At 57.5% G+C, this 24,998-nt stretch carries 35 protein-coding genes and 2 pseudogenes; 19 read left to right on the top strand and 18 right to left on the bottom strand.

All coding sequences use genetic code 11. The features are described 5' to 3' along the window. Nucleotides 1-779 precede the first annotated feature (779 nt). Nucleotides 780-1,481, top strand: coding sequence for a hypothetical protein (locus GGD67_RS35665; RefSeq protein ID WP_179739402.1), 702 nt, complete (start codon nt 780-782; stop codon nt 1,479-1,481). 57 nt (nt 1,482-1,538) lie between these two features. Here the strand turns inward: GGD67_RS35665 and GGD67_RS35660 are convergent, their stop codons facing one another. Then, the gene (locus GGD67_RS35660; RefSeq protein WP_179739399.1) at nt 1,539-1,760 is read right to left on the bottom strand and encodes a hypothetical protein; all 222 of its coding nucleotides are present in this window, start codon (nt 1,758-1,760) and stop codon (nt 1,539-1,541) included. 165 nt (nt 1,761-1,925) lie between these two features. Beyond that, nucleotides 1,926-2,177 (bottom strand): DUF6894 family protein, encoded by a 252-nt coding sequence (locus tag GGD67_RS35655; protein ID WP_179739396.1) that lies wholly within the window; start codon nt 2,175-2,177, stop codon nt 1,926-1,928. A 294-nt stretch (nt 2,178-2,471) separates the two neighbouring features. On the opposite strand from GGD67_RS35655, the gene GGD67_RS35650 reads away from it, so the two are divergent. From GGD67_RS35650 to GGD67_RS35615, 9 genes are all read left to right on the top strand, one after another. Further along, a complete protein-coding gene (locus GGD67_RS35650; RefSeq protein ID WP_179739393.1) occupies nt 2,472-3,005 on the top strand; it encodes a hypothetical protein in 534 nt (177 codons plus the stop codon). Beyond that, nucleotides 3,002-3,187 (top strand): hypothetical protein, encoded by a 186-nt coding sequence (locus tag GGD67_RS35645; RefSeq protein WP_179739391.1) that lies wholly within the window; start codon nt 3,002-3,004, stop codon nt 3,185-3,187. Before GGD67_RS35650 ends, GGD67_RS35645 begins: the two co-directional genes overlap by 4 nt. 3 nt (nt 3,188-3,190) lie before the next feature. Next, nucleotides 3,191-3,745: a hypothetical protein gene (locus tag GGD67_RS35640; protein WP_179739388.1), complete on the top strand. Its 555-nt coding sequence runs from the start codon at nt 3,191-3,193 to the stop codon at nt 3,743-3,745. Then, nucleotides 3,738-3,926: a hypothetical protein gene (locus GGD67_RS35635; RefSeq protein ID WP_179739386.1), complete on the top strand. Its 189-nt coding sequence runs from the start codon at nt 3,738-3,740 to the stop codon at nt 3,924-3,926. The genes GGD67_RS35640 and GGD67_RS35635 overlap by 8 nt, the downstream gene beginning before the upstream one ends. Then, nucleotides 3,919-4,425, top strand: a complete 507-nt coding sequence (locus GGD67_RS35630; RefSeq protein WP_179739384.1) for an HK97 family phage prohead protease — start codon at nt 3,919-3,921, stop codon at nt 4,423-4,425. Before GGD67_RS35635 ends, GGD67_RS35630 begins: the two co-directional genes overlap by 8 nt. Then, nucleotides 4,422-4,643, top strand: coding sequence for a hypothetical protein (locus GGD67_RS35625; RefSeq protein ID WP_179739382.1), 222 nt, complete (start codon nt 4,422-4,424; stop codon nt 4,641-4,643). The genes GGD67_RS35630 and GGD67_RS35625 overlap by 4 nt, the downstream gene beginning before the upstream one ends. A 166-nt stretch (nt 4,644-4,809) precedes the next feature. Then, nucleotides 4,810-4,935, top strand: coding sequence for a hypothetical protein (locus GGD67_RS39840; RefSeq protein WP_283814175.1), 126 nt, complete (start codon nt 4,810-4,812; stop codon nt 4,933-4,935). Further along, the gene (locus GGD67_RS35620) at nt 4,932-5,570 is read left to right on the top strand and encodes a hypothetical protein (protein WP_179739380.1); all 639 of its coding nucleotides are present in this window, start codon (nt 4,932-4,934) and stop codon (nt 5,568-5,570) included. The genes GGD67_RS39840 and GGD67_RS35620 overlap by 4 nt, the downstream gene beginning before the upstream one ends. 75 nt (nt 5,571-5,645) lie before the next feature. Next, nucleotides 5,646-5,849: a cold-shock protein gene (locus tag GGD67_RS35615; protein WP_179739379.1), complete on the top strand. Its 204-nt coding sequence runs from the start codon at nt 5,646-5,648 to the stop codon at nt 5,847-5,849. Nucleotides 5,850-5,928: 79 nt separating this feature from the next. Here GGD67_RS35615 and GGD67_RS35610 read toward each other — a convergent pair whose 3' ends face one another. After that, nucleotides 5,929-6,522, bottom strand: a complete 594-nt coding sequence (locus tag GGD67_RS35610) for a hypothetical protein (protein ID WP_179739377.1) — start codon at nt 6,520-6,522, stop codon at nt 5,929-5,931. A 136-nt stretch (nt 6,523-6,658) separates the two neighbouring features. Next, a pseudogene (locus tag GGD67_RS39635) lies at nt 6,659-6,842 on the bottom strand (hypothetical protein). Between the two features lie 125 nt (nt 6,843-6,967). Between GGD67_RS39635 and GGD67_RS35605 the strand changes: the two are divergent. Together GGD67_RS35605 and GGD67_RS35600 are read left to right on the top strand one after the other, a co-directional pair. After that, nucleotides 6,968-8,143 carry a hypothetical protein gene (locus GGD67_RS35605; protein ID WP_179739375.1) on the top strand — a complete coding sequence of 392 codons (1,176 nt, stop codon included), beginning with the start codon at nt 6,968-6,970 and terminating at the stop codon, nt 8,141-8,143. A 91-nt stretch (nt 8,144-8,234) separates the two neighbouring features. Further along, nucleotides 8,235-8,957, top strand: coding sequence for a hypothetical protein (locus GGD67_RS35600; RefSeq protein WP_179739373.1), 723 nt, complete (start codon nt 8,235-8,237; stop codon nt 8,955-8,957). Nucleotides 8,958-8,967: 10 nt separating this feature from the next. On the opposite strand, the gene GGD67_RS35595 is transcribed toward GGD67_RS35600, so the two are convergent. The 4 genes from GGD67_RS35595 to GGD67_RS35580 all read right to left on the bottom strand — a co-directional run bounded on the left by GGD67_RS35595 (nt 8,968) and on the right by GGD67_RS35580 (nt 12,167). Then, nucleotides 8,968-9,534 carry a hypothetical protein gene (locus GGD67_RS35595; protein ID WP_179739371.1) on the bottom strand — a complete coding sequence of 189 codons (567 nt, stop codon included), beginning with the start codon at nt 9,532-9,534 and terminating at the stop codon, nt 8,968-8,970. A gap of 1 nt (nt 9,535) precedes the next feature. Continuing rightward, nucleotides 9,536-11,344, bottom strand: coding sequence for a P-loop NTPase fold protein (locus tag GGD67_RS35590; protein WP_179739368.1), 1,809 nt, complete (start codon nt 11,342-11,344; stop codon nt 9,536-9,538). Nucleotides 11,345-11,403: 59 nt separating this feature from the next. After that, a complete protein-coding gene (locus GGD67_RS35585; protein ID WP_179739365.1) occupies nt 11,404-11,715 on the bottom strand; it encodes a hypothetical protein in 312 nt (103 codons plus the stop codon). 233 nt (nt 11,716-11,948) lie between these two features. Continuing rightward, nucleotides 11,949-12,167: a DUF6894 family protein gene (locus GGD67_RS35580; RefSeq protein ID WP_179739362.1), complete on the bottom strand. Its 219-nt coding sequence runs from the start codon at nt 12,165-12,167 to the stop codon at nt 11,949-11,951. A gap of 844 nt (nt 12,168-13,011) precedes the next feature. On the opposite strand from GGD67_RS35580, the gene GGD67_RS35575 reads away from it, so the two are divergent. From GGD67_RS35575 to GGD67_RS35565, 3 genes are all read left to right on the top strand, one after another. Further along, the gene (locus tag GGD67_RS35575) at nt 13,012-13,302 is read left to right on the top strand and encodes a hypothetical protein (RefSeq protein WP_179739359.1); all 291 of its coding nucleotides are present in this window, start codon (nt 13,012-13,014) and stop codon (nt 13,300-13,302) included. Between the two features lie 110 nt (nt 13,303-13,412). Further along, complete coding sequence (locus tag GGD67_RS35570) at nt 13,413-13,670, top strand: hypothetical protein (RefSeq protein ID WP_179739357.1); 258 nt, start codon at nt 13,413-13,415, stop codon at nt 13,668-13,670. Continuing rightward, entirely contained in the window at nt 13,643-14,578 is a 936-nt protein-coding gene (locus GGD67_RS35565; RefSeq protein WP_179739354.1) for a tyrosine-type recombinase/integrase, read from the top strand. Before GGD67_RS35570 ends, GGD67_RS35565 begins: the two co-directional genes overlap by 28 nt. Nucleotides 14,579-15,281: 703 nt before the next feature. Here the strand turns inward: GGD67_RS35565 and GGD67_RS35550 are convergent. From GGD67_RS35550 to GGD67_RS35540, 3 genes are read right to left on the bottom strand one after another with little or no spacing between them, the layout of a single operon-like run. Beyond that, a complete protein-coding gene (locus GGD67_RS35550; RefSeq protein ID WP_179739345.1) occupies nt 15,282-15,506 on the bottom strand; it encodes a hypothetical protein in 225 nt (74 codons plus the stop codon). A gap of 49 nt (nt 15,507-15,555) precedes the next feature. After that, on the bottom strand, nt 15,556-15,927 hold the full coding sequence (locus GGD67_RS35545; protein ID WP_179739342.1) for a hypothetical protein: 372 nt from the start codon (nt 15,925-15,927) through the stop codon (nt 15,556-15,558). After that, nucleotides 15,917-16,108 carry a hypothetical protein gene (locus GGD67_RS35540; RefSeq protein WP_179739339.1) on the bottom strand — a complete coding sequence of 64 codons (192 nt, stop codon included), beginning with the start codon at nt 16,106-16,108 and terminating at the stop codon, nt 15,917-15,919. The genes GGD67_RS35545 and GGD67_RS35540 overlap by 11 nt, the downstream gene beginning before the upstream one ends. A gap of 448 nt (nt 16,109-16,556) precedes the next feature. On the opposite strand from GGD67_RS35540, the gene GGD67_RS35535 reads away from it, so the two are divergent. From GGD67_RS35535 to GGD67_RS35525, 3 genes are all read left to right on the top strand, one after another. Next, nucleotides 16,557-17,282 carry a hypothetical protein gene (locus GGD67_RS35535; protein WP_179739336.1) on the top strand — a complete coding sequence of 242 codons (726 nt, stop codon included), beginning with the start codon at nt 16,557-16,559 and terminating at the stop codon, nt 17,280-17,282. A 92-nt stretch (nt 17,283-17,374) separates the two neighbouring features. Continuing rightward, nucleotides 17,375-17,617 (top strand): hypothetical protein, encoded by a 243-nt coding sequence (locus GGD67_RS35530; protein ID WP_179739334.1) that lies wholly within the window; start codon nt 17,375-17,377, stop codon nt 17,615-17,617. Continuing rightward, entirely contained in the window at nt 17,614-17,877 is a 264-nt protein-coding gene (locus tag GGD67_RS35525) for a hypothetical protein (protein ID WP_179739331.1), read from the top strand. Before GGD67_RS35530 ends, GGD67_RS35525 begins: the two co-directional genes overlap by 4 nt. A gap of 306 nt (nt 17,878-18,183) precedes the next feature. Here GGD67_RS35525 and GGD67_RS35520 read toward each other — a convergent pair whose 3' ends face one another. The 4 genes from GGD67_RS35520 to GGD67_RS35505 all read right to left on the bottom strand — a co-directional run bounded on the left by GGD67_RS35520 (nt 18,184) and on the right by GGD67_RS35505 (nt 20,758). Beyond that, nucleotides 18,184-19,173, bottom strand: coding sequence for a hypothetical protein (locus GGD67_RS35520; RefSeq protein WP_179739328.1), 990 nt, complete (start codon nt 19,171-19,173; stop codon nt 18,184-18,186). A 132-nt stretch (nt 19,174-19,305) separates the two neighbouring features. Next, the gene (locus tag GGD67_RS35515) at nt 19,306-19,494 is read right to left on the bottom strand and encodes a hypothetical protein (RefSeq protein ID WP_179739325.1); all 189 of its coding nucleotides are present in this window, start codon (nt 19,492-19,494) and stop codon (nt 19,306-19,308) included. Between the two features lie 416 nt (nt 19,495-19,910). Then, on the bottom strand, nt 19,911-20,129 hold the full coding sequence (locus tag GGD67_RS35510) for a hypothetical protein (protein WP_179739322.1): 219 nt from the start codon (nt 20,127-20,129) through the stop codon (nt 19,911-19,913). Between the two features lie 11 nt (nt 20,130-20,140). Further along, entirely contained in the window at nt 20,141-20,758 is a 618-nt protein-coding gene (locus GGD67_RS35505) for a hypothetical protein (RefSeq protein ID WP_179739319.1), read from the bottom strand. Between the two features lie 725 nt (nt 20,759-21,483). Here GGD67_RS35505 and GGD67_RS39630 point away from each other — a divergent pair. After that, the gene (locus GGD67_RS39630) at nt 21,484-22,293 is read left to right on the top strand and encodes an effector protein NopP (protein ID WP_283814174.1); all 810 of its coding nucleotides are present in this window, start codon (nt 21,484-21,486) and stop codon (nt 22,291-22,293) included. A 507-nt stretch (nt 22,294-22,800) separates the two neighbouring features. Here GGD67_RS39630 and GGD67_RS35495 read toward each other — a convergent pair. The 3 genes and pseudogenes from GGD67_RS35495 to GGD67_RS35485 form a co-directional block, all read right to left on the bottom strand. Beyond that, nucleotides 22,801-23,379: pseudogene (locus GGD67_RS35495) on the bottom strand (IS630 family transposase); the annotation flags it as partial. Nucleotides 23,380-23,711: 332 nt separating this feature from the next. After that, nucleotides 23,712-24,212 carry an ImmA/IrrE family metallo-endopeptidase gene (locus tag GGD67_RS40030; RefSeq protein WP_312013834.1) on the bottom strand — a complete coding sequence of 167 codons (501 nt, stop codon included), beginning with the start codon at nt 24,210-24,212 and terminating at the stop codon, nt 23,712-23,714. 96 nt (nt 24,213-24,308) lie between these two features. Beyond that, on the bottom strand, nt 24,309-24,977 hold the full coding sequence (locus tag GGD67_RS35485; protein WP_179739316.1) for a hypothetical protein: 669 nt from the start codon (nt 24,975-24,977) through the stop codon (nt 24,309-24,311). Nucleotides 24,978-24,998: the final 21 nt, after the last annotated feature.

Raw genomic sequence — 24,998 nt, 5'->3', positions numbered from 1 at the left:
CGCGACCGCAATTTACAATTACATCAAGCCGCTCGCAGAGGCCAAAAGGCGGCGACGGCGTGCGCACCGTAGTAACCGCGCTGGCGCGGTAGCTAATTGCACCACTGTAGCTACCGCGCCCACGCGGGAGCTACGGAGCTTTGTTACCGCACCCGTGCGGTATCTAGACAGCATAGCTACCGCACCCACGCGGGACCAATCCTATGGCCTTCCTACGGAAGGGCCTATAGGTGCCGACATGTCGGCGGGCACCTATAGGGTGCCGCCGCCAGTCGTCACTAAGAAGATTGTTAGCGCGAGCGTGGAGCGCGATGGCGGTGACACATTGCTCATAGTTGAGTTCGATAAGGGCAGTACCGACGTTATAGTGCTTGAAGCGGATAGCGCCCGCGAGCAGGAGGCCGGCCAACATCGTTATTCTCGCCTTACTTCTTCTGCAGGACTTGGCTGGCCTGAGTCTTTCGACGAGCTAGTCGGGTGCATCGTGCATACGCAGGGCGACAGATACCTCTTGCCGCACGAGCTTCACAATGACAGCGAGGCCGCGTGAGCGATCTATCGCCAAAGGGGGGCGATTTCCTCCAGCCACGTTTCCGCAGCTAACCGCCTGATCTCGCTAGCCCTGGGGCCGATTTCCAAAGGGGGCAGGGGGGCCACCGCAATCCTTCCCACCTTCGTCCCCAACGAGCGGCCGCCTCCTCGCACGCGTTATCCCGCAGGTTTTCAAATTATTTTCCAGGCCGCGCAGACGGCCGCCCAGCACGTCAAGTCGAGGTACCATGCACGCAAACGACAATGGCCCTATCCAGGCCAGCGACTTCACCGACCTAGCAGCCCGCCGCGCCTGGCTGGCATCGGCGCCGGCCACACATGCCACACACCACGAGCAACCGCCGTGCGTGACCTGGGCCAAGCGGGAGAAGGATGAAACGACCTTCATGGGCCTCCGGCTATGGCGCACGCTCAACGAGCCACCGCGTCTGGCTGCGAACGACAATGAGCCTGATAATGAGGGTGGGGAGAGCGGCGAGCAGCCCGTGGCTCCGAATATGGACCGCGAGCTGGTCGACGTCAGCGCCAAGCAGCTGATTTGGGCAGTTAAGAACAAGCGGGCACGTTGGGTCGGCAACAAACTGGTGAAGGTCTGGAACGGGCACCAATGGACCAGCCCAGATGCCGAGTTCGGCAAGGTCCGCCAGCGGAAAAGCGACAAGGCGGATACAGAACAGTTCGACGCTGAGATGCCCGACGCGCAGGCCGAGTTGGCGCGTGCCCTGGACACCGAGAAGCTGCGCGGCACGCTGGGGCACAAGGCCACCAGGATCCTGGACATGGCGGCTAGCGACAGCACCTTGGCGGCGATCGGCGAAGATCTGGGCTATGGCGGGCAATACGCAACGAGGATCGCTGCCAAAGAGGTTCGGGCGGCGGTCGCGGTATTGAACGCGGCTATTGAGGGCAGTGCGAGGGCGGCGGCTTAGTCTTAGCCAGAAACCCGACGTTCACTTCCGCTCACTCCTCAGGGCAGTAAGCTCAGTTCAGCTTTTGGCGCAGTTTCTTAAGCGCCGTGCGTTCACTCCGTCTAGGGGGCAGCTGTCTACTCCTCCCGGGACTGAAAAGCCCCGTCGTCTGATCTCATCCTCAATTTGTTCGATGAGCTTGAGGATTTCGAGACCATCCATGTCCTCACGCGCGGCTTGCCTGAGGCGCTCCACGAGTGCCAGCTCAGTCTTCAAAAAAGGTCTGTCGCCGTTTTCCATCAACCGTCTCCATTCCTTAGGAGGCGGGAGCATTTCGGCTCTCCGCCACCAATAGAGGCCACGGACCACGCGATGATGCCGAAAGCTAGCACTGAGCCGATGACGCTGTCTGGACCAAACTTTAGGCACCCATTGCCTGGTGAACCCGCACCCTGGTCGGCCGCCTTAGGAGAGATTGCTGCCACGGGACGGCGCGGCGACCACCTCAACGGTTGCGGATACGGTCATGACCGGCGATTCTTTTGTCCTTACGTGGACGGAAAGCTTGTCGGTCAATCCCGAAGGGCTATGGTCCCGGATTCCCTCGGCTAGGTATCTCATCGCGGCATCACGCGCAGCCGCGAGATCAGGAAGCTCCTCACCGTTGTCGTCGAGGATGGTGCCGGCGTGATCTTGATAGTCGAAATAGAAGCGCATGCAGGCCAACGCTGCCTTGGTCCCCGCGTTCCTAATGCCTAGCACCGCACCGGCTAAGCAGTTTGAGCTGATTACTCAAAGTTAGTGGGGGCTCGGGCGCGTACGCTCGCAAGCTTCTCAAACCATTACGAGAGTATCAGCCACATTTTGTGGCCGACGTGACGTGCACCTTTCGGCGCGCTGGCCCACTACCGGCGTCGCCACCTTTTTCCGGCGTAGTGCCGTGAGCCGCCGAGCGGCTTTTTATTTCACCACCTAACTGCAAATCCTAAATCTGAAAGGATAGCGGCCACCATGGCCAGCCTGAATAACGCGCTCGATGCTATTGCGAAGCATCTTGAATTCCCGCGCCGACGAAGCGGTGGCATCTCTCGACGAATGCAGGAGGCTGGGCAGCTGGCTCTGGGCACTCCTAGCGCCCCACCTCAAGTTAGTGACGACGATGTGCTTGATCTGATCGCAGCGCTGGCCGCGGATACAACCCTTCATGAAGCAGCGGTTGCCGTGAGAAATTTCAAGCCCCTAACGCCCGGCGGCGTCAATCTCGATGGCGCACCAGATTACATTCCGGATGCTCGGATCGCTGTTGCTTTCTTGGTAGAAGATGCCAGAGCGCGCGTTGCTGAGGTACGCAAATCTCAGATTGAGATCTTCCATAATTCCTGTGCCATCGCGATTCACCATCCAAATGGCCGCATCGATCGCTTCTGCATGACCGGTCAGGACGCGAGTCATTGGTCGAAACGCGGCCACAACAAATCAACCACGCTCAACGTGGCAGCGATTGCTGACGCGCTCGACGAAATTTTTGGAAAGGCTCAAGCATGATGACCAGTAACAGCTTGAATGGAGCGTCGAGTCCTCGCCACGACAATATCATGGCAGAATTTGAAGAAGTGGAGCGGCAGATCGAGCGAGAGAAAATCCTCCGAGACCAAAAAGAGAAAATCATGAGGATCTTAGACGAGGCCCTCGAAAAGATTCTCCGTGAAGTATCCAGAAAGGCATAACTGATGGCGCCCCTTAAGAAATCTGCCGACGAATTCATCGTGCCCACGCTCGAAACTTCCAGCCAGGAGTACTCCAGCCTGGTTGCGCGTCGGCAAGAGTTGAGTGAACTGTTGTCCTCGCTGAACAGGGAAGCCGCCGATCTGGACACCAAGATCGCTGCGCAGCCACAAGCAGCGCATTCGGCCAGCGTTTCGAGATTGCTTGGCGACCCTGAAGATGCCGTTCCCAACCTTCGAAAACGACGCCGCGAGGTTTCCGGGGAGATCACCGATTGCGAAACCGCCCTGGGCGTGATTGCGAAGCGCATTGTTGCAGCCCGCGACGTCGCGAGCAAAACCGCGTGCGCCGCTGTTCGGGGTGAGTACGGTCGGCGTTTAGGTGTTCTGTGTGAAGCCGCCAAGGCGCTGGAAGCAGCGCGTGCGCAGCATGATTCTTTGCTCGACGATCTGGAGCGCGAGGATATTAATTTGGGCTATCTACGGCCGGTCCGAGCACACTTCGTCGAAAAGGTCGCCTATTTCTTGAAGGAATGCGCGGAGGCCGGTCACAATGTTTGAGAAAGCCACCTCCAAACGGACGCGGACCAGCAAGCAATCACGCCGCATCAAACTGCCAGGCAAGGCCGAGGTTTACGCCGACACCGACCCCATCGAGATTGCGCGCGAGCTGCGGGCCAAGTCAAGGCTTGGGAAGCGTGAGGCCAGACTCGTAGCCGCGGAGGCAAAGGCGCGTGGCTGATAACCTGATCACTGGGTACGCGGTGAAGTTCAATGAACAAATCGTTTACGGCAACTACTGGCGCGAGAAGATTGCCCGTGGAACGTTCACCCGAACCCTCAAAGAGCACCCCGATGTCGTGATGCTGCTCGATCATGATTCCGGGCGTGTATTGGGGAGGACGGCTGCCGGCTCGCTTTATCTGCGTCAGGACAGCGTTGGACTGTACTTTGCTTTGACGGTCGACCCTTCAACGCCAGAAGGCCAGACCGCGCTAGGGACGGTTGGTCGACAGGACGTGAAAGGCTGCTCGTTTGGTTTCGTCATCCGCGCAGAGGAATGGGAGGATGGAGATGAAAAGCTGCCGTTGCGCACGATTAAGGATGTGGATTTATTCGAGATCACGCTGACCGCGTTTCCTGCCTATCCGACCACAACGGCTGCGTTGCGTTCCAGCAATAGTGATGCAGCCCGACGCCGCATCGAAGCAGCGCAGCGCAAGCGAGGTATCCTGAAATGACAACGATCAATGGCTTGATACATAGCTGGGATCGCCACAGGCGTCGCGGCATCGTCGTATTGGACGATGACAGGACGGTGCAAGTTTATGCAAGCAACCTCGGTGCCGAGCGGCGTCACCCTGAGTGGAAAGGTCCATTTCAGTTGCACGGTGGAGATCGCGCTGAGTTCGTTGTCAATGATGATGGCGCGATTGTCGACGTGCTGCGGACTTGGTGAGACGATCTGGGGGTAGGAGGGGTGTAGCAAATCCAGCCCACCTTTGGCGGGAAATACCGGCCGCCCCCCATTTTACGCGCATCCACAATTCAAAATATGGGGTATCGGAGGTTGTGCTGCTGCCAAATGCAGCCTGGCCACAACGGCCCTCCAACGGAGACACACAATGCCGATTTTTACAGCAATCGCAGCCACGACTCTCGCGGCTGTCGGCGTCACCAGCACGTTTATCGACGAGGCCGAAATCGTGGAAATTGACGAGCGGTCGGACGACGAGGGAGAAGACGAATGACCGCGATCTCGGCCTTCAAATCTGCGGACGCAGTCCACTTTTTTAGCGATGGCGCATGGCATGATCCGGCGACCGGCAAACTTGCCGGCATCGGCACCAAGGTGTCGATCTTGCCTCAGTACAATTCTCTGTTCGCGGTCACGGGAATCTCAGTCGTGCCGACTCTGCTATCGGCGTTGTTGATTGAAACTCCGTTTGTCGACCTTCGTTCGCTCTCCGACGCAATGCCGAATCTCGCTAGGACATGCGTCGACCGAGGTAGGGCAGTAGGCCATATTCTGTCTGGCCGATGCGACGTCGTGCTTGCGGGCTGGTCGGCCGAAGCTGGCCCGTTAATCCACGTCACCGAATGTCACATCGACCACGGCCTCTTTAACGGGAGGGCGGTCAAACAGTACATCCAGCCGCGCGTGGACGGCTCAGCGGAGATGCGCTTTCCTGAGGACGGACTGCGTCTGTTGGAAGAGCAGTACGCCGCAAAGCTTAGCCGACCGGATGCAGGAACGTTCGGTAGTGTAACGGTTGGTGGCCTGGTCGGTGGCTTCGCTCAGCACACACAGGTCGACGCTGACGGGATCCGTATCAAAGTGCTCAAGCGGTGGCCGGATGAGATCGTCGGCGGAGGCCCCGCGTGAAGGCGGGCTGGACCAGCCTTTCTTTTGTCGGAATTCGAGCACTAGCTTTGCTTTTTAGAAAATGGAGAATTCAAAGTGGCAATGGGTACAGTTAAGTGGTTCAACCCGACAAAGGGATATGGGTTCATTCAGCCGGATTCTGGCGGCAAGGACGTCTTTGTTCACATCTCGGCAGTCGAGAAGGCTGGATTTTCCTCTCTTGCCGAGGGAGCCAAGGTTAGCTTCGACGTCGTGAACAATCGCGGCAAGGACTCGGCGGAGAACCTACGGATCGGCTGAGCCGGTCGCGGCGGTGCTGACCCTCAGGGCGAAAGCTGATGAGGAGGGCGAGCATTGGCCGCCGCCCCGAGAGGCCGGACTAACGGCCTCGCTTCCCAAATGATGCAAGTGCGGCAGATGAGGGTTGCGCTGTCCCTTGCTTCTTTTGATTGGCCAGAAGCTCGGCGATCAGGTTGTCGGCATTGGAAAATGCTGGCACCAATGGATCCGGGTCGGACACCTTAGCTGATTTGCCGGGCGATCGTTGGCTTGCGAAAGCAAGAATGATAATCGCAATGGCGCCACCAAAAAGCAGTACCCAACCCCAACCCAATCCCACAGAGTTCGCCAGTACTTTAGCTATGCCGCCGAAGGGATTGCCCTTCATCGATTGATCCAGCTTTGCTCTGGCGTCGGCGAGAAGGGCAGCGATCTTAACCAGAGTTATGAGCATCCAGAACAAGGCCGCTCCAGCAACCATTCCGCTAGCTCGCCGATATCCTGTCAGGATCAACGCAACAATTCCCATCGCGCCGATCACAATGAAAATGCCGTCGCCGTTGCCACTCATGACGTAGCTGAGTGAACCGACAACGGGGAGGGTAACAATCGGACAGAATGCTCCGGCCGCCATTACGAGGGCGGCCAGAATGACCCCGGAATCCAGTGGCGTCAGTTTCTCAAAATCGATCATTGATCGGCCTCCGTGACCACTATTTTGGTCACGAAGAGCTTACCGAAGACCTTCAAATGTCGGTTGCTGAATTCCTAACAGAGCGACCACACGTTGAGTCGAAGTATTGGTGCTCGGGAGGGAAAGTGGCCAACTACTACCGCTGATGTCCGAGCCCGATTCCCAGCACGATAGCCTTCTGACGTAGCGCGCCCTCAGTCCGCTTAGTCATCTTAGCGATTTTGACGACCGGGTGTCCGCGCTTTCGAGTGTGCCTTCAATTCTTTGATGTCTTCCTTGGTCCACTCACGGCGAACAGGCTTCTTCGTTTTCTTAGCCAAAACGCGCTCCTTCAATGTTGAAGGCGCCGTTTAGCACTGCGCGTGGTGCGCAACCTTGCGCGCATTTCTCCAATTTGAACGTGACAGCGGTCTATTAGCCGCGCTCCAATGTTTTTAGGATACCAATGGCAAACGATTTAATCGTCCAACCCGGCGCCAAACTCGATCAGTTTCAGAGCGATCTGAACCAAGCCGGCGATATGGCGGATGCAGCGATGGACCGCATCGAGCGTTCGTTTGCGAGTCTGAATCCGACAGCAGGCGGCTTTGCTTCGCTTGGCACTGCCGCTGCCGGCGTTACCGGCTTGGTTGGCGGGCTCCTTGCGGCGCTTACCAAGGTCAACAGCGAGCTTGCTGACCTGCAGAAGAACGCTGAATTCACCGGCCTTACTGCGGAGCGGTTCCAGCAGATCCAATTTGCTGCAGGGCAGGGCGGTGTTTCTTCGCAGGAGTCTGTTACCGATCTGCGCAAGGTCGCCTCACTGCTGGCCGACGCCAAGGAAAATGAAAACTCACTGACGAAGCTGCTTGATGCCAACAACATCAAGTACAAGGACCGCAACGGCCAGGTTATTAGCCTGAACCAGCTTCTGGCTATTGCTGGCGATCTGATCAACAAATTTGGTTCGATGCCAGAGAAGACGAAGGCGGCTCAAATGCTCGGGCTCTCCGAGAGTTGGGTTGAGGCTCTTCGAAACGGAAGCAGGTCGTTCGAGGATATCGCTCAGGGAGCCGAGGCGGCTGGCGCTGTGATCGATGGTGCCACGGTCGCGAAGGCGGCTGCATTCGACCGAGCGTGGAAACAGTCCTCTGCGCAACTAGCTGCCCAGTTCAAGTCGACTGCCGCTGATATTGGCGGGTGGTTGGATGATTTGATCGACAAAGCCAACGATCTTGTAAAGACCGCGGTCGCGTCCCAGAACGTGCAGCCAGGTAGCGGGCAGGACACGTTCAATCGATGGGCTGATGCTGCGGATATCATGCAAAAGGCCGTGCGGGGCTTGCCGCAAGATGTTGACCAGATCACTCGCGCAATTGAGCATCTGAATGCCTCAGGGAAGCCTGAAAATCTTGAAATCGTCGCCGGCCTGGAGCTGATCCGCGCCAAGGCCCAGCTCGCTCGCGACATGCTGCAGGCGGCGGCCGAGCAGCAGTCAAAGGTGAATTCCCAGGCGGCGTGCCGCTGCCGGCATCGCGCCCATCTTCTGCTAACAACGCCGATCCGAACGCGGCGAAGCTACCTCAGCGCGGCAGTGATAGCGCAGCAAGCGCTTACGATCGGGCCACAGAATCCATCATAAAGCACACGGCTAGGGCGATTGCTGACACTGTGGCAGTCGGTAAGGGCGCAGCGGCTCAAGCCGAGTTGCGCGCTGGCCTGGAGGTTCGGCCATGAGCGCAATAAATGGTTTCGTTCGAAGCGACGCAGCATTTCTACTGACGGACGGTCTTTCTTACTTTGAGGGGGGTCCAGACGATGTGAACCTCAATAAGGCTCATCGCCTGTACCGGTTGAATGCTGTCGTGGCTGCGACTGGTCCGGCGCAGTTCGCCGGATGGTTATGGGGCCGTCTTGCTTACAGGTCATTTGACAGTTTGATTGAAACCGCTGAAGCGCAGATCATTCATCACTTCGAGCGGTACGCGCGCGAGTACCGCGATGGAGATGCGGCATCTTGCGTGGTGCTGGCTGGCTGGCATGAAAGAGAAGGTCGGCCCGCGATCTATTCCATCGAATTGGAGACGGCCGGCACACCAAAAGCTTTGCTGGTCAGGCAGAACGCGGAGTTTGCGGAAAAGCACGTTGCGGCCAGTTTGACAGAATTACCGATCATTTCGATGCCGCCGCCATCTCGCGAGGAGTTTCAGGCGGCGGGCTATGACTTGCTCGCCGACTTGGAGAAGGTCGATCCTGAGTCTTATTTATTGCACTGCATGGAGATTCAGCGCCGCAAACGTTTCGATGGACGTCACGTTGTCGGCGGCCATGCGGTATTGACAACGATCACTGCGAGCGGCGTGGTGCAGCGCCTCGTGCACGTTTGGCCTGAAGATCAGCCCGGCAAGCGCATTGAGCCGAAGGCGATTGATTGGGCGGCGTACCGGGCGGCTTGAGTGGGGCTTCCTAGGTCTTGGCCAATGCCGCCATCATTCCCTTCGCGTCTTTGGTGGGCAGATCAGTGAAATACTGTTTTGCAACTCCCCGTATCGCCGCCAGCAGGTTGAACAGTTTTAGCGCGGCATCCGTCAGCGCGCGTAACTCGGCGGGAGCGACTTTTGCTAGGTCAAAAACATCATTGTAGGAAATTGCGCTCGTTCGATGGGCGAACGCGTTGTTACGTAAAATGGCCACTTTTCTAGCCGCAGATTTGGCGGTCATCATGAGCGCCGCGACCTCCGCTTCTTGCGAACCCTTTAGATGACCCGCCCCTGTCATATCGCGGATCAAAGCTCCAAAATTAATCGTGTCACGTCGCGCTTCGAACGCTCCTGCGATGTAGATGCAGTAGGTGAGAAGATATGCGTGCGGAGTGAACCTGAAAAATTCATTGTAGTCACGCATGGTCTCGATGATGTGCTGCCTGGTATCGTCTAGCTCGAAATAGGACCAGAGATCCAAAAACAGACGCGCTCTCACGACGTGCTGGCCGAGGCGATCCAAGCGTTGATCAATCGATAACTGCTTCTGCACGTCATTTTCCCGAAACAGCGGCGACGTCGGGAATAGCTTTCATGTAATAAGCTACACGCATCTTGATCCGCTTACCGGTGACAGGACCGCATGTTTCGCAGGCATCGAGAAGCTTTCTCTTTACAGCTTCTGCCCACGGCTTCTCAGTCGACAAATCATTATCTAACTGACTGTGGTCGTACCGAGATTTGAACATCATGAAGACAACATGCTCGTCCGCTATTGGAAGATCTAGCATCGTAAGGACGAACATGTCCGGATCTAGGGACGCAAGAAGTGGCGTGTTGTAATAGATGTTGTCGTCGCTATTGGTTATGCAAAGTCGACGATAGAACAACTGGACGTCAGTTTTCATGACCTCAAGCAGCTCAGACGCCTTATCTGGGTATGTATCGCGGAGGGCTTTCGCGCTGCTTTCTCGGAGATGTTGGAAAAGTTCTCGGTATTCCAAAGTGTCAGAACTTTGTATGCCCAACCCGCCATAGCCGTCGAAGCGGAGCGCATAGTCATCGCGCTGCGTCGCCTCGAGCTTCTTGGTCTTATATAGATCGTCGAGGTATTTCTTTCCGTCCTCGACAACTTGCCGCTTTGAAGACTTGATCACTCCGATGTCAGAAAGAAACAGCTGAAGACCGAGCACGTGAAGTATTTCGCCTTCGATTGTGAATGCCCGCTGCTCGAACTGCTCGCTCATCTTGCCCACGGCAGCCAGCACCTCGCTCTCGGTACGTTCTGTCCAATGCCAGACCGTGCGCCAGGGAGCCTCGTCGGCGACCTTTACAAAGAAGTTGCTAGCATTGAGGGAGGCCTGAATTTCGTTGGGATCGACAATGCCGCGGACCAAGCAGTTCACAAGAACCGAACTCGATAGAATTGAGTCGTCGATATCGACATTCTGATATCGATCGGCAACTCGCCTCATGGGGGAGGGTTCTTTACCCTTTTCGACATGGGCTTGAACCATAGCTGCTAGCCCGCGCCCGTTTCCGAGATCGTCGGCATTAATCTGATTGGATTTGAATTCGAACGAAAGCACGAAGAACAGGCGCAACAGTGTCAATATAGCGTCGGAATGCCCTCGGTGCTCATCCGTCAGCGCCTTGCATACCCGCTCGAAGTCCCACATGGTTTGCTGAAGTATGCGCAGATTGTCTTTTTTCGTCTGTTTATAGAGAGAGGAGATTTCCTCCGCATTCTTTTTGAAGAACCCTTGAGTGAACTTGTCATCAATCAGTGCGACGAACGCTGAGAAGGCCTCATCGAAAGATGATTGGACTTCCAGAACCTTCCCGATCAACTTCTCTTTGCGGCGCTCGTAGTCCTCGCCGGCCTTAATTTCTTTATCATTGGCAATAATTATTACTTTGGCGCCCTCGTGCTCGACGAATTGGTTGATGTAACCTAGCGCGGTGCTTTTATTCCCTTCGTATCGTTCAAGGTCGTCGAATACGTAAACATCGGCGCTGAAACCGATGACGTCGCCCACGCTGATGCTGCTGGTATCCACCTTCACGTACTTCAGACCTGCAGTAAGCAGGCTTCCAAAAAGCTTTGCCGGTTTTCCTGTGAGTAGAGGATAGGCGGCTTGAAACAGGGCGTCCCTAATTTCATCGAGCGTGGACAGACCATAAAGACTTACGTAAAGTAGTTTTTTGGGTTCGGGCCGATGGTGTTGGAGAAACCGCTTTACCTGATAAGTTTTTCCAACACCCCACGGCCCCGAGATCAAGACCGCATAGCGGGGCGAGTGCGTGAGCGAAAGATAATAGCCAAGATAGTCCAACAGGTGCTGATTTTTAGCGTCTGGCATTGTTTGATCTCTGATGATGGCAGTCCGACAAGTGCTCGATAAGTTCGGCTTGCCACGATTTATCGACTAACCCGAACATCGCCGTAGTCTTCACCGATCGGCCGTTCACCGTCAAAGTCGGAGTGAGCGAGCAGGGCGCCAATTCCAAACAACACCATGCCGCCGATCCAAACGAGGCAGGTGGCCGTAAGGTAGGCCGACGTTCCGACACCAATGTTGCCAGTAAGCCCGAACAGCGTGCCGGCGTTGAACAACAGGCCGACTACGCCCCACAGCCAAAACAGGACGGCAAGAAACCCCTTTGAGACGCCGTGGTGGCTTCTGAGCCGGAACGTGCGTTCCCAACTTTCTTTGCTTTTAAACAGTCCCATAAACTTCCCCCGGACCCAGTGCTACCATAGATCGCGGATGGCTTAGGGGGCAACTAAGCTTTTGGCTTGGCCTTCGATGGTCGGGAGGGGGTGGACGTCACCAGCGCGCGCCCCGGTGAGATGACGAGCGCCAGGCTACCCTGTCGCTTTTGACAGGTGCGGCCCATCCCGAGATGGTGCAAATGCCTAAATAGACGAGTGTTATTGCTGCGCAACGCTACAGGGGATGACCGTCATAGAATGATGTCGATCGGGATGGCACAAATGGCGGCGTCGTCATCATCGATTACAAAGATCGAGTACCCCTTGCCTATTAGTTCTGGTCGGGTCTCGCGAATCGAACGAGCGAGTTTGATGGCCTCTATTTGGGCTTCCGTTTCGCCAGGCAAATCATACGCTCCAAAGTCCGAAACGAAATGCGTATCAATGAGCTTGTAGGTAAAAAGAGGCATCGGGCTTGCCTGAGCAAATGCGAAGACAAAGCCCCTGCTGGATTAACAGCAGGGGCTCGCGGATGGATGGCGCGAGGCTCGCGTATGAGGTGTCGCCCCAAGGACCCGCATCACTGAAACAAGCAACCGGCTTCGTTGGCTCGCCGAAATATTGTGCAAGCCGCCCAAATAAAGGGCCCGGCACTCTTTTTCTCGAAGAGTCGCCGGGCGGGTCCGATCCGCCACGGCTCGGCCCTGCAAAGGGCGTGCCTTGCCCGAAACCTTTGGCACCAGCGCTCTACTGGCCTGCGAGCGGGTAGGGCTCGGTCCTGCTCATTTCCCAATAGAATTCGCCCGCATAAACCGTGCAGCCCGAACACGCGCGCGCTCTAGCATGGCCTCTTTCGCCTTTAGCGAAGATATCTCGGACTCAAGGCGCTCCCAAATCGGCAGATAGACTTCGCCGCCTTGCGGTGCGCGGTGCATTTCATAGGCCAACCGGTCGAGGCACCATTCCAGCGTGCCGACGGTGATTGGGTCACCCTCTTTCCATGGCGGTATGCGCTTCGTGTACCGTTTGGCCATTGGGGCTTGCTGGGCCAGATCAGCCTTTCGGATTGGCGCGCAGTCCCCGCCGCATCAGCGTTCTAATGGCTTCCGGGCGGGTGGGGGCTTTGTCCTGCTCTGCAATCCAACTGTCGACGGCTGACAAGTCATCCGGCTGCAAGCGGACCTGAATCTGGGCGCCCTTGCCGGTTGGGGCGGGTCCTCGCTTTTTCCGTATTTTCACGGCTAGGCGCTTCATGGAATCTGTGGTACCACAGTTTTTGGGCCGGTCAAATGAGCCGGACGACAGGGGAAGTAAATGACTAATCCTACTGCAACTGCCACCGTGAAACTCGATCTCTCCACGCCTTTTTGCGCATACACGTACTATACGGGACTGCGGCATGCTGGCTGCGAACCCTTTGTCAATAAGTTCGGTCTCTACCAGGGCTTGGATGGAGATCCGGTGGCTCAACTGAAGTTAGGCAAATGGGCTGCGCACCACGACCCGAAGGGTACACTGCGAATCGATTACGCGCGCATGATTTGGGCAGCGCGGGCCTCTGACGACGAAATCATCCCGCTCGGGGCCAACACCAAACTGGCCTGAGCCGCATGGTATACTGAGCGAAGGGTGGTGAATCGCCGCAACGATTCAAGCCTTGTGCGTCGGCCTCAGCCGGCGAGGTTTGCAGAGCAATCTATTCAAGGGGCACGCTCTTGCCCGCAGCTAACGACAACCTTCTGCAGCCGCGTGGCCTCCGTCGCGCGGCTGCAGCGCGCTATCTGGGCATCAGCCCGACTCACTTCGACAAACAGGTGCTGGCTGGCGCCGTACCCAAGCCGCTGGAGCTATTCGGCGTAAACATCTGGGACCGTGCGGCCCTAGACCGGCTGTTCGATGGTGCGCCTCAGCCGGTCAACGACAACGAAGACTACTGGGACAAGGCATGCGGCAGCGGAAGCCCAAGTACGTAAACGAGTACATCGATCGCCACGGCAAGCCCCGCGTATATCTGCGACGACCGGGCAGGGCGCAAATAGCTTTGCCGGCGCCTCTGTACACGCCCGAATTCTGGACAGCCTACCGTGCGGCCATGAGCGCGGACGAGCCGCTGCAAGTGACGCGGCGTGTTAAGGCCGGCAGCATAGCGGCGGCCGTGAACGGCTATTACGTCTCGACTGAATTCAAGGTGCTGGCCGAAACGACAAAGGCTACCTATCGCGGAGTCTTGGACCGCTTTGTGGATAAGCACGGGGCGGGACCGATTGCTGGCCTTCAGCCAAAACACATCAATAAGCTGATTGACGAGATGGCCGATACGCCTTCCGCCGCCAGCAACTTCCGAAAGCGGCTCAAAGGTCTGCTGGACTACGCCGTATCGGCCGGCCTGCGCGCCGATAATCCCGTCGTTGTGGCTAAGAAAGTGAAGCTTAAAACAACGGGCCATCGGACCTGGACCGAGGAAGACATCACCAAGTTCCGGAAGCACCACGAGGTGGGCACGCCGCTACGGCTCGCCTTCGAGGTGCTATTGCATACTGGCCTCCGCCGTTCCGATGCCGTGCGCCTTGGCTGGCAGCACCTGACTAAGGACGGCTTTGTCATCACCACAAAGAAGAGCCAAGGGCATGTTGAGTTGTGCATTCCGGTGCACAGCGACCTTGCGCGCTATATCGCCGATTGCCCCAAGAGTGGCCCGGCCTTCATTGCAACCATGTACGGCCGCGCTCGCAGCGAGAAAGCGTTCTCTACGTGGATTAGCGAGGCGGCAAGCGACGCTGGCCTTCCCCCGAAGTCTTCGCCACACGGCGTGCGCAAGGGCGCGCCTGAGTCGCGGCAGGTCAAAGGACGATCGGTGGCAATCCACTACAAGACATCCTAGACTGCGCGGATGGCTACCAATGAGCGAATGGACATTCCGACAGACGAAGAATTCCCGTTCTGGGTGATGGAGCGGATCGACGGGCGTTTCCAACTTTCGCTAGGGCCGTTTGCGTCCCTTGAGGAGGCGGTAGCAAACGTCGAGGGCTCCCCGCCTGGCGACTACGCTATATCGGACCACGGCCGAATTGTTTGGCCACAGGCAGTAGCGCGGCCATACAGCTAAGCCCCCCGTAGCGAGTTGCGGTGTCAGGTACTTACGCTTTCCCTGTTGGGAGTTCCAGCCGTTCGAACCCTACCGTGGCAAGCATGTCCGCCTTCACCCACATTTCGGCAGAATCAAATGGCGCCGGTAGGACCGGATTGAGACTAATCTTGCAGTGGTGATCACAAACGGGAACCGGCGGAGTGGTGCTCAATGGAACGACGGTCGCCAATCCATGCCGGCGCTTCAATCATGGCGATATAACCACTACCGGCCGCCTCTTCACCATTTCCGGTTTTCGGAATCCGGTGGTGTAGTCGCAAATCACGACCGTTCCGGGCTCGGGATGAAATTTGAGCATCGTGCAGGTTCCAACGAATCGAACGTTGCAATCTACACGGGCGAGGCGAGGGAAAGCCTGAGTTTGGGGGGCAATCCCCGGAAACTAACGAGATTGTGGATGGAGCTTGCCCGTCTGTTTGAGAGAGCCCTGTCGGCGTCAGTCCTTGATGCGGTTCTCTCGCACATCCTTTAAGATGGCCTCATAGGTAGCGATTACCTGCTTGTTGCGGTCGATTGCTTCCTGAGTGACGTCCGTCCAGGCGCCGCTGCCCTCTCGCTCACCGAGCTTCATTCTGCCCGATTGGAGCGGCTCGAGATCCTTTCTCAGCTGATCCAGCTGCTTCTCGATACCATTTGCGTATTCCCGCCAATCTACCGACATCTTCAGTTCTCCGTCACAATGAGCGTTTCGACCGACCGCAAGACACGACTCATTTCCACACTGCTTCCGTCGCGGCGCGATACCTGCTGATGAAGCTGCGAAACCATCCTCGTTGGAAGGCCTTCTGGATCTGCTCGCTTGGGTCCAACGGCATGACGATCATGCCAGAATTGGCGAGTATCTCTTTAAACTGCGCGCTGATCAGAATCGCTCCAAGGTCTGGGCCGTTCGGAGGACGTTGAATAATTACATCTCTGCAGCATCCCGCCAGCGCATGCATCGCCGCGGGTGTGATGAGGTCGCGCCTCTGCCCGTCATCCTGCCGGCTGACTGCCGCATCAATGATTTCGCCAAGGCGCCTCGCACTGTTTGCGTATTGTTCTGGGGTCAACTTAGAGGGCTTCGACTGCTCAGTTTCCATTGCCAGCGGCCTTCTCCAGGTCGGAGACCACAACGTGAATTGGCAATGGGATATTGATCATGTGCTGCGAGCCCAACTGGATCATGCAGAGTCGATCGTTCAACTCGATCACACTCTTCACTGCAGTAGGGTTGATATAAACCGGCCTGCCGTTTTCGGCGCCAAATTTCGCAAAGGTCATGGATTGGCCCTCCCTGAAAGAGACAAAGATCTCGCAACCGAAGGGCGAGCACAAGGCTTAATGCGCGAGGCCAGTGCGGAACGCTGTGGCCCCGCCGCAGGAGCTATTCTAGATCGGCGGGCACGCGCGCAGAGGCGCGCGTCATGGTCTGTGCGGCGGCTCGTACCTGTATTTAAGCCTCAGTGTCCCAAGGTGAATTTGGGAAGTGTCCTAATTTTCTGAAGGAACGAATGCTGTCTTTGACACTTAAGGGGCTGATAGCCGAACGACGGTGCAGCCGTTGCTAAGGCTATGGGCCCGGTCTCCTAGGCACACCGGGCCCGCTTTCTCCAGCCGCACCGAGTCATGTCCCCGTAATTTCTCTAGGTTGCCGGCTTTTACGTGCCCCGCCTATTGCTCTCGCGCGGCGGTTGCGCTTGGATGCGCTTTTCGGGTCGGGGGATCCTCCATGCGTAATTTGGGTATTTTCGCGCTTTGCGCCGTGCTGGGCGGCTGTATGTCGACTGGCGAGACCGTTTCTTTCAGAGCGTCCAATCCGCAGCAGCAGGCGCTGATGCGAGACGGGCAACCCGCCCTCGTCTCTCGACAAAAGAGCTCGCTCGTCCTGGTGCGGCCCGCGTCTAGGCAGCTTCAGGCGAATGGTAGGCCGGTCTTCGTGGTCGGCATCAACAATCTGAGCAAGCAGCCCGTCGACTTCCGCGTTGGCCAAGTCGAGGCTGTCCAGCACGTCGCGGGATCCGACTTCGAAATGAAGGTGGTCACCTATGAAATGCTGGTTCAAGAGGAACGTAATCGGCAAATCGCCGCCGCCGTCATCACCGGGTTGGCCGCTGGCGCCAACGCTTACAGCGCCTCGCAGGCCGGGCACGGCAGCTACACCACCCCCAGCGGACGCTCCGGAACGTTCTACAGCCCCACTGCGGCTGTAATCGCGCAGAACAATGCAGCCGTTCAAAACGAAGCGATGATCGCGGCCACTGTCGAGACCGGCATGGCGGCGCTGGAGCAAGCCGTTATCAAGGATAATACCTTGATGCCAGGCGAATGGTACGGCGGACAACTCCACCTCGCGCCACCAACGGACCAAGGCGGCGGTCCTAAGACCTACATCATCGTCATCACCGTAGGCACAGAACGCCACGTCATTGACGTCGCCCAGAGCCCGGCCGCCTGAACTTCTTTGGAGGGACTTTTGGCCGAGAACTGGCTGGCAACTTGCACCAACAGATTCGAAACCTAGATTTGTAGGCTCAAGCGGAGGGACATATGACCAAGTACGACGCGCGCGCACTCGTTGAAGACGCCGTTGCAAATGCGATGAAGGGGCAAGAATCCTTCGTCCTGAATGTGCAAGAGGCCTCGAAGCAAGGGCGTGACATCAAGGACATGACGGATAATCGGAACGCACGGAGCGCGATCGCGATATACGCCGAACTGAAGGGCATTCGCGTTGCGCTCACGGAAATCGCTCAAATGATGGCTGACAGCAAAGGCAATCCGTCCTCATGACGAATGCAGAGATTGAAAAATTCTTTGCCGCCGTCGAAGCAGCTATGAACGAATTCCCGTATAGATCGATTCCGATCGATCTTGAGGGCAAAAAGCATGCAATCGTGCAAACTACGGCCTGGCATGTCCCCGCCGATATTGTTGAGGAACTCCAAAGCTCGAATGCAATGCCAAGACTTGAAACTGCGGCGGCGGGTGTCCATTGCAAGCTCCAACACAATGGCGATGGATCAGTAGATATCGTTTGGGACCCAACGTAGGGGCGGATCTCCCGCCCTTGCGCGGCTCGTTTAATCCACGATGCAGGGCCTGCTTGCCATGGCGGATCGACCCTCGGGCGGCGGCCGGTAGATGCAATTGAGCAAGGTGAAGAAGCCGAGCTATCCTCGATGGAGCGCAAACTGTAATGCCGGCTGCATGGTTCGTCTGGCTTCGCGGATTGCGCGGCCCGACCCCTGAGGTCTGGCGGCTCAACGTCGATGTCTACCGCAGTCGCTCTGAGGCCCAAGTCCTCGGCTTTCGGGAGCTCACAGAGGCCGAGGCACATGAGCCGCTTGACCGGCTGGCTAGGAAATATCCTCGCCGCCAATCATTTGGATCGCGGAGCCAACGCTGTAGAGGCCGTACCCGGTCGTGCCAGCCCAATTCGTCGGGTCGACGATGATGATGCTATCCGTGATTACAAGAACGGCCTGAACGCCAATCACCTTCACGCCTTGGGCGACGTTGTAGGTGTAGCCGACCTTCAGGATGTTCTCACTGAAGGTGTTGTCGGGTTGGACCGTGTCCCCGTATTGCGCCGCCAGCTTGCAATTGGCAATCGCCGATAGGCTAATCCGCGGATTGAATTGAGCCGTCGCGAGGCCGTTGCTCCAGACCTTGAGGCCAGAGGTGTAGCCGGTCTGTGAGTTACAATTGAGGGTGATGTTCCCATCGATCGTGGTGCCGATGGTGTTCCTGATCTCCAACACAGCCGAAGCGGTCGTCCCGGTCTTCCCGAAAAGCCCTCCCTTGCCCGTCAAGCACAGGTGCGCCTTGTCCGCGACGAGGATCGTCGTAACGATGAACGTCCGGTTGAACTGGAAGCACCGACCGCTCGACGCAGCATAATTGATTGCTGCTTGGACGGCTGTGGTGTCGTCACTGCTGCCGCAGGTGGTCGCAAAGTCCTCGCAGGTGACCAGGCCAATATCTCGCAGCTTGGATTGGATCGTCTGCGCAGCCGGCGACGTGTTGGGTGCGGTGTACGAACCAGTCTGACATGCACCCGCCACGGTCGTCAGATTGCCATTTCCATCGAAGCTGACGCAGCCGGACGCCGTGAATGGCGATGTGCCCGTGACGAACTGCGTCGTGCTGCCTGAGCGCGTCCCCTGCGAAAGTGTGCCGGCTCCGCCGATGACCGGAAGATTGGATGTGAAGCTCGATGCGCCGGTGCCGCCCTTTGGAACTGATAATGGCGACGTGCCAGGGTTCACCTGGGCCAGCGCTGGCAGAATAGTCAGCGCAAGGAAAACGGCGATGGCCGTAGAAAGCCGGCGTGCAAGGCGCGACATGTTATGGTCGTCTCTCGTCGAGGATCGGGCTCCATCAGGGAGGCCACTGAGAGACGTTCACGCCGATGTCAAAAGGCGGGGCTTGTTGCGGAAAGCCCGATCCGAAACGCTCATGAGGCGAGCGCGGCCTATTCATTCACAAGGCAAAGATTCCGCCTGCAGCAGATTCTTGAACTTGCCCTCGTCTAGTCCGGCTAGTTTGCGCAACATCTGCGCGACAACATGCCAGCGGTCGTTCTGCGACTTCAACTCGCGCACTTTCTCGCGCGTCGATTTCAATTCGCGCTTCAGGCCAACAATGACGCTCTCACGGTCGCTCATTTTCATGCCCAGGCCCTATATCTTTCTTGCCCGAGGAAAATGCGGCCGGCACCATTGAGCGCCGGCCGCACAATCGCCACTCTCGGCTTCGCGGGACGGGAGCAGCGAACCTGATTCAGTTTCTCGACTATCGCCTCGTAGTCGGTCTTGGGTACACTCGCCGCCCACTCGGCTTCGAGGCGTCGCCTCTCCTGGGCAGTTACCTGAACTGCGGCGCGGCGCTCTGCCCGCTTTCGAGCACTGCGCCGACCGTGCTTCAGCGCATTGAAGTTCTCCGGCTGACCGCCTCGCTTGCGCTTCTCTGTAAGCATTCGTTTGCTACCGGATCCCAAAACCTGCGGAAACTCGTTTGCGAGGGCACCATCGGTCCGGAAAGCGAACGGTCGGAGAGATTTGACCCACCCCCGACCCCCTCATCAGACTTGCGAAGCTCCCTCGCGCCGGCGGATACGATCGCGCTGCAGATCCGCCAGCCGACCCTTAAGGCTTGCTAGGTTGGCAAGCCTGCGCTTCTCCTTGCGTCTCTTGAAGAAGATCATCAGCGCCTGCGTTGAAGGTACCTCGGCATCCTTGAATTCAAGCCGGCGGCCATCACGCAAGCGGATGACGCAGACGCGCTGTTTGAAGTCGGGCATAACTTTCTCCTTCACCGGATTGCCTCGGGCACTTCCTTCTGATCAAGGAAGCCGCTCTTGACGGCCGCACGCAGATACAGTGCCGCTTCTGATTGCCGATCACGCGGATTGCCGAGGACAAGTAGCTGCGAGGGCGAAAGTCGGCTCCAAGCGATATCCTCAGCGTTGAACGAGTCGACCAGTTCGGAGTAATCCAGCATGGCCTCACGCAACTCGATGAGTTTGAAGCACATCTCTCGCACGCGGCGGCGGTGCTCATCCTGAGCCTGCTCACACACAACCACGGATGCCTTGATGCGCTCTTGAGCGATGCCAGTTTCGATCAAGGAAATAGCTTCATCAATAGCGCTGAGATGTTGCCGAAGCTCGTTCAGTCGTTCTCGCGAAGGAACCGGCGCTTCGCCATCGGGCGCCGGATCTCCCACTAATTCCGCTATTTTGGCGCGGTGCAGTGCCCGCGGCGCAGTCCGCATCGCCCCGACTAGGCGATGGATCTCCGCATCGGTCGCTGCACGTTGGACATGCAACTCGTCTCTGCGCGTCACCAATTTAGCGTAATGAGGCGATGCCTCCGAAAGCGACGGAACGGCAAATTCTCTCTTCGCAGATTTCAGTGCAGCAACCGCCATATTGATATTCCCTGGAATGGTCCGAGGGTGACGCTAGATGGCCGCGCCTTCCACTTAAACGTTATCGTGGGAAGATTTCTGCGCTTTCCTGCGCTTTCGTCGGAGACGCTCAGTGTTGGCTTTCAATGATCGAGCATCAACCGACACCGTTGCGGCGACTTTCGCGATAGCGTCGTTTTCAGATTTGGCGAGACCGGCCGCGAGCAGGCTATCAACGTCCTGCAACAGCTTTCGATCGTTCTTTGGCCGCCTGCCACCTCCCTGCTGGAAAAGTGCACTGCGCGCGCGGCGCAAAGCTGCCTTGCATGCTGGGTCGGGCAAGCGCTCAGCCACCCATTGCGCAAGTAGCAGAGACGCCGCCTGCAGCGCAGATCGCCAAACTCATTCGACACCAATGGCGCAAAGGCCGGAGTGCAGTCGACGGAAGCGCCAGTAGATGCGACACAGCTCGCGAATAAAGGTTTGCTGACGCGGGCTATTCCTGATGGAGCGTCCATCGTGGGAACGGAGCTTCGCTCACGCTGATCTCAAGTTCGGCCGAGTTATGAAGACGCTCCGGAGAGCGCGGCGCCGAACTGCGCTCTCGCCGGCTCGCCCTATCGTTTCAGCGAATTTAGTATTCCGTTTATTTGTCGCCGTCAGCTTACGGACAGCCAAGCTACTTATCTGCGGAGTCAGGTCTAATGACCTGAACACAATGCAACAGCCATAGGAGTGTGGTCGTCATGGACGGTCGAATTAACAATTGGTCGGATGTTCCATCCGATGATGAGTATCATTACGCAAGCTCCTCGGAGCACAGGAATTCCGACGATTTCGCGGACGCGCTCGGTAGAATGGGATTGCAGGATTCGGGTGCCGGCTCATCCTCGCAGCCGAGTTATTACCTCACTTCAAGACCTCCCGTTATTGAGATCGACCAAGCGGAATTCCGAGAACGGGTGAGGAGCTTTCATGGTGAAGAAATCAATCATATCGCCAACAATCCGCAGGAATACTCAGAATTTGTGTCCGAAAGAGCTAGGCGCACCGCGGATGTCGCTAGCAGTTTCGGGATCCGAAGGGATTCTGATGCCGCCCGATATTACAGCTACCAACTAGGAAATAGGAGCGTCGGCCTCCAAAGAACGGAAGCCGGATTTCCTATGGCGACTGAGTTCACCAGCCAAGGGTGGCGAGAACAGTTCCCCGGACGAACTAACGTCACATCAATCGTGGATTTTCAGGTTGCTCATCCGCTCGTCGGCAACGCCGGCGATATTCTGCTCGAGCACCAACTACGGCAAGACGGCGAACGGCCGCTGGTGAACTGGCGTCCTGCTAATGACGAAGCGAGAGCCCGTGCAGAACAAATGGGCTTCGTTGATGTAGATCACAATGATATGGTACTTGATCCCACCCAGTCCAGACAGTGGAGATATAGGGATGGTGAATGGCAGCGCGCAACCAATTCTTCGGCGTATCTCTCCAAAGTCAAAATGCCGAGCGATGATGAACCTTCATCAGAGTCCGACTCGGATGGAGACTTTATGTGACGTGAGATCTCCACCAATCCGTTGAGGTGGAGCAGGAGCGCAGACCAAGCGACACCTGCGGCTTACGATCGAGCCTTGACGGAACGAAGCCGAAGCCAATTCGGCTCAATCGGTGAGGTGCACTGTACTGATCGCACCGCGGCGGTTTACGAGAGTTGGTGCCTATAGTAGCACAAAAGAAAACCCCAGGTTCCAGCCGGGGTTTTCGACTGCCGCCCGGGCGGGAGGAGCGGATTGCCTATGGCAGGCGCGAGCGTCATTGTGTCCTCGCCATCAGAATGGCTCGGGATCTTTCCGGGTTCGCTGGGTGAGGAGGGCTTCGTTGGCCGTTTTCTTCGTAGGCGGTAATCTCGAGAAGTGTCGGGCCAACTCATCGAGCAACGAGACCATCCACCCGGGCTCGCCGGCAGCGGACGCATGGCAAAGATCAAAAAAGGAGCAGATGCCAGCACACCCACCTCATTCTGCTTTAGTGTCCTGAACCAGAAATTCGCGACATTGCGATGCCTAGGCTTGAGTATTGTATCGGCAGAAGCGTTCGATGGAGGCGCGGATGTCGTCGGGGGACTTGGTCCATTTGAATGGCTTGGGATGGACATTGTGATGACTGATGAAGTCCATAATGTCTGCGCGCAGGGCTGGACGCTGCGATAGATGCCGCGCCGGATCTTCTTATCGAGGAGCGGAAGAAGTGCTCGACCTGATTGAGCCAGGACGAACTGGTGGGCGTGAGATGGACATGCCAGCGCGGCCGTTTGGCGAGCCAGTAGCGGATCAGTGGGGCCTTGTGCGTGGCGTAGTTGTCCATGACGAGATGGACATGGAGACCGCGGGGGACGGCGGCCTCGATCTCGTCTAGAAACTTGCGGAACTCTGCGGCACGGTGACGGGAATAGCATTTGCCGATGACCTTGCCGTCGCAATGTCGAGCGCCGCGAAGAGTGAGGTCGTGCCGTGGCGCGTGTAGTCGTGGCTGCGTCGTGCGGACTGACCGGGACGCATGGGCAACATGGGCTGGCTGCTGTCGAGCGCCTGGATTTGGGACTTCTCGTCCACACACAGGACGATGGCATGCTGGGACGGGGACCCGACGGGAGAAGCGTCGAGGACGAGCAATGACTATCTTGGCGTTCTCGCGCTTCGCTAACCCGTTGCGCTCTGGGACGACAATAAAGCGAGCATTCGGGAGGAATGCCGTTTGATGACGGCGGCCAATCGGGGGGTCGTACTGGATCGTTCGAACCTAACTGGTCTTGAGGGCAGCAGTCTCACTCTTTGCGAGTGAAAGAGTTCGGTTTATGCGAAGATCCGCGTATCTCTCCAAGGTTGGCGAGGATGCGTAATAATCGAAATTGCTCGATCCGCCAAAAAGTTCCGCTTAGCCCGTAACATCCAATCGGCGCATTAAATGAGTACTTTCAGTCTGACGACAGCCTGATCTGCTTGCCCACGTGTTCTCGCCAGAGGCCGAGCCGCTTGATTCTGTAGTCGACCAACTCAGACGAGGTCCCGAATATCTCAGCGATCTGCTCCGAAGAGCGCTTCTTACTGACGGCAGTAACGATGGCTTCTTTCGGTAGGAGCGTTGCCGAGGCAAGATAGTATGCGTCGTGTTCTTCTGCCTTGTCGTAGGTGCGTCCGTAAGAGTCAGCGATAAGATCGTCTGGAGAGCTTACAGGCGCCGCGCCAAGTCGCGGCAACAGCGCGGCGGTATGGCGTTTCGCGCTCGTTGCTGCTGCGATGGCGACGGTCGTTTCGGCCTGAGCCGAAGGATGCCGCCCAGCCTGGCTTTGTACCTGCAGTGGTGGTCGCGGAATCAGGCCGACGCTTGGTCCAGTCACGCCGGCCACCAGCGGCGGGGCGATTGAGATCGAGTTTGCGGCCGGGGCTCGGATGCGGATCACGGGCACGGTCGACACGGCGACGCTGAAGGCCGCCGTGGCGGCGCTGGCAGATGGACGCCCACGGTGATCCCCATCGCGTCGAGCGTGCGGGTGGCTGTTTGCGAGGATTCGCTACGTGCCGGCCGCGCCCTTGGGCTTGCGGGTCGGCTGAGCCGTAAATGGCTTTGCGGCTGCTGCGGACTCCTGCTGCTTTTTCTGCTGGGCAATAGCGGCAAGCTCCGCCTGTTTAGCCTCAGCCTGATCCTCAGGGACGAGCAGGTAGCCCTTTTCGGCCATGCAGCCACGTTGAACCGTGTCAGCCGCGTTGGACCGTTCGATAGACGCGGCGACGCCGGCTAGACCACCGCCAGAGACTGTGACACCCGACAGATTGGCTTTGTTGCGCTCACCTATGCAGGCGGTGCCATCCAGCTCGAATTGCGTCCGAAGTGCTGGATTGTCCACTGCCTTTTGGCCATCCGCTCGAAGCCAAAGCATCTTAGGCTGAGTGGCACACCCGCTCAGCACGGCGCACAGCGCCCCCCGCAGCAGTAAAAATACGCATGAAGTAGCCCCCGGAATATATGCCGAACCCAACAGCAACCGTAGCGCGAGATCAATAGAAAGTTCGTCGTCGCGCTCGGCCAAATTGGAATCGCTGGCCATTCCGAAGAACAGACCGCGAAAGCGCGGGGTGGCGTGTTGCGTGGAGTAGTTCGAAGTGCCGTGTAACACCTTGAATTTGCCGCGACCGATTTGGAGCGCCGCGCAACACGGTTTGCGCTCGCAGAGCGAAGCCACAACGTAGCCAAGACATTGATT

This window comes from Bradyrhizobium sp. IAR9, from assembly GCF_013408065.1.
Lineage (GTDB): Bacteria > Pseudomonadota > Alphaproteobacteria > Rhizobiales > Xanthobacteraceae > Bradyrhizobium.
Note: the sequence above shows the minus strand (reverse complement) of the source record. Positions and strands in the feature narration are given on the sequence as shown.

Bases quoted from the DNA above. Each gene is read 5' to 3' on its own strand.
- GGD67_RS35540 (WP_179739339.1), bottom strand. From the start codon at position 16,108: ATGACCTTTGCGAAATTTGGCGCCGAAAACGGCAGGCCGGTTTATATC.
- GGD67_RS35585 (WP_179739365.1), bottom strand. From the start codon at position 11,715: ATGGGACTGTTTAAAAGCAAAGAAAGTTGGGAACGCACGTTCCGGCTC.
- GGD67_RS39630 (WP_283814174.1), top strand. From the start codon at position 21,484: ATGGACGGTCGAATTAACAATTGGTCGGATGTTCCATCCGATGATGAG.
- GGD67_RS35530 (WP_179739334.1), top strand. From the start codon at position 17,375: ATGACCAAGTACGACGCGCGCGCACTCGTTGAAGACGCCGTTGCAAAT.
- GGD67_RS35620 (WP_179739380.1), top strand. From the start codon at position 4,932: ATGACCGCGATCTCGGCCTTCAAATCTGCGGACGCAGTCCACTTTTTT.
- GGD67_RS35605 (WP_179739375.1), top strand. From the start codon at position 6,968: ATGGCAAACGATTTAATCGTCCAACCCGGCGCCAAACTCGATCAGTTT.
- GGD67_RS35610 (WP_179739377.1), bottom strand. From the start codon at position 6,522: ATGATCGATTTTGAGAAACTGACGCCACTGGATTCCGGGGTCATTCTG.
- GGD67_RS39840 (WP_283814175.1), top strand. From the start codon at position 4,810: ATGCCGATTTTTACAGCAATCGCAGCCACGACTCTCGCGGCTGTCGGC.
- GGD67_RS35510 (WP_179739322.1), bottom strand. From the start codon at position 20,129: ATGCCCGACTTCAAACAGCGCGTCTGCGTCATCCGCTTGCGTGATGGC.
- GGD67_RS35575 (WP_179739359.1), top strand. From the start codon at position 13,012: ATGACTAATCCTACTGCAACTGCCACCGTGAAACTCGATCTCTCCACG.
- GGD67_RS35550 (WP_179739345.1), bottom strand. From the start codon at position 15,506: ATGTCGGTAGATTGGCGGGAATACGCAAATGGTATCGAGAAGCAGCTG.
- GGD67_RS35515 (WP_179739325.1), bottom strand. From the start codon at position 19,494: ATGAGCGACCGTGAGAGCGTCATTGTTGGCCTGAAGCGCGAATTGAAA.
- GGD67_RS35600 (WP_179739373.1), top strand. From the start codon at position 8,235: ATGAGCGCAATAAATGGTTTCGTTCGAAGCGACGCAGCATTTCTACTG.
- GGD67_RS35590 (WP_179739368.1), bottom strand. From the start codon at position 11,344: ATGCCAGACGCTAAAAATCAGCACCTGTTGGACTATCTTGGCTATTAT.
- GGD67_RS35535 (WP_179739336.1), top strand. From the start codon at position 16,557: ATGCGTAATTTGGGTATTTTCGCGCTTTGCGCCGTGCTGGGCGGCTGT.
- GGD67_RS35640 (WP_179739388.1), top strand. From the start codon at position 3,191: ATGGCGCCCCTTAAGAAATCTGCCGACGAATTCATCGTGCCCACGCTC.
- GGD67_RS35660 (WP_179739399.1), bottom strand. From the start codon at position 1,760: ATGGAAAACGGCGACAGACCTTTTTTGAAGACTGAGCTGGCACTCGTG.
- GGD67_RS35645 (WP_179739391.1), top strand. From the start codon at position 3,002: ATGATGACCAGTAACAGCTTGAATGGAGCGTCGAGTCCTCGCCACGAC.
- GGD67_RS35545 (WP_179739342.1), bottom strand. From the start codon at position 15,927: ATGGAAACTGAGCAGTCGAAGCCCTCTAAGTTGACCCCAGAACAATAC.
- GGD67_RS35650 (WP_179739393.1), top strand. From the start codon at position 2,472: ATGGCCAGCCTGAATAACGCGCTCGATGCTATTGCGAAGCATCTTGAA.
- GGD67_RS35580 (WP_179739362.1), bottom strand. From the start codon at position 12,167: ATGCCTCTTTTTACCTACAAGCTCATTGATACGCATTTCGTTTCGGAC.
- GGD67_RS35625 (WP_179739382.1), top strand. From the start codon at position 4,422: ATGACAACGATCAATGGCTTGATACATAGCTGGGATCGCCACAGGCGT.
- GGD67_RS35525 (WP_179739331.1), top strand. From the start codon at position 17,614: ATGACGAATGCAGAGATTGAAAAATTCTTTGCCGCCGTCGAAGCAGCT.
- GGD67_RS35665 (WP_179739402.1), top strand. From the start codon at position 780: ATGCACGCAAACGACAATGGCCCTATCCAGGCCAGCGACTTCACCGAC.
- GGD67_RS35505 (WP_179739319.1), bottom strand. From the start codon at position 20,758: ATGGCGGTTGCTGCACTGAAATCTGCGAAGAGAGAATTTGCCGTTCCG.
- GGD67_RS35520 (WP_179739328.1), bottom strand. From the start codon at position 19,173: ATGTCGCGCCTTGCACGCCGGCTTTCTACGGCCATCGCCGTTTTCCTT.
- GGD67_RS35655 (WP_179739396.1), bottom strand. From the start codon at position 2,177: ATGCGCTTCTATTTCGACTATCAAGATCACGCCGGCACCATCCTCGAC.
- GGD67_RS35565 (WP_179739354.1), top strand. From the start codon at position 13,643: ATGCGGCAGCGGAAGCCCAAGTACGTAAACGAGTACATCGATCGCCAC.
- GGD67_RS35635 (WP_179739386.1), top strand. From the start codon at position 3,738: ATGTTTGAGAAAGCCACCTCCAAACGGACGCGGACCAGCAAGCAATCA.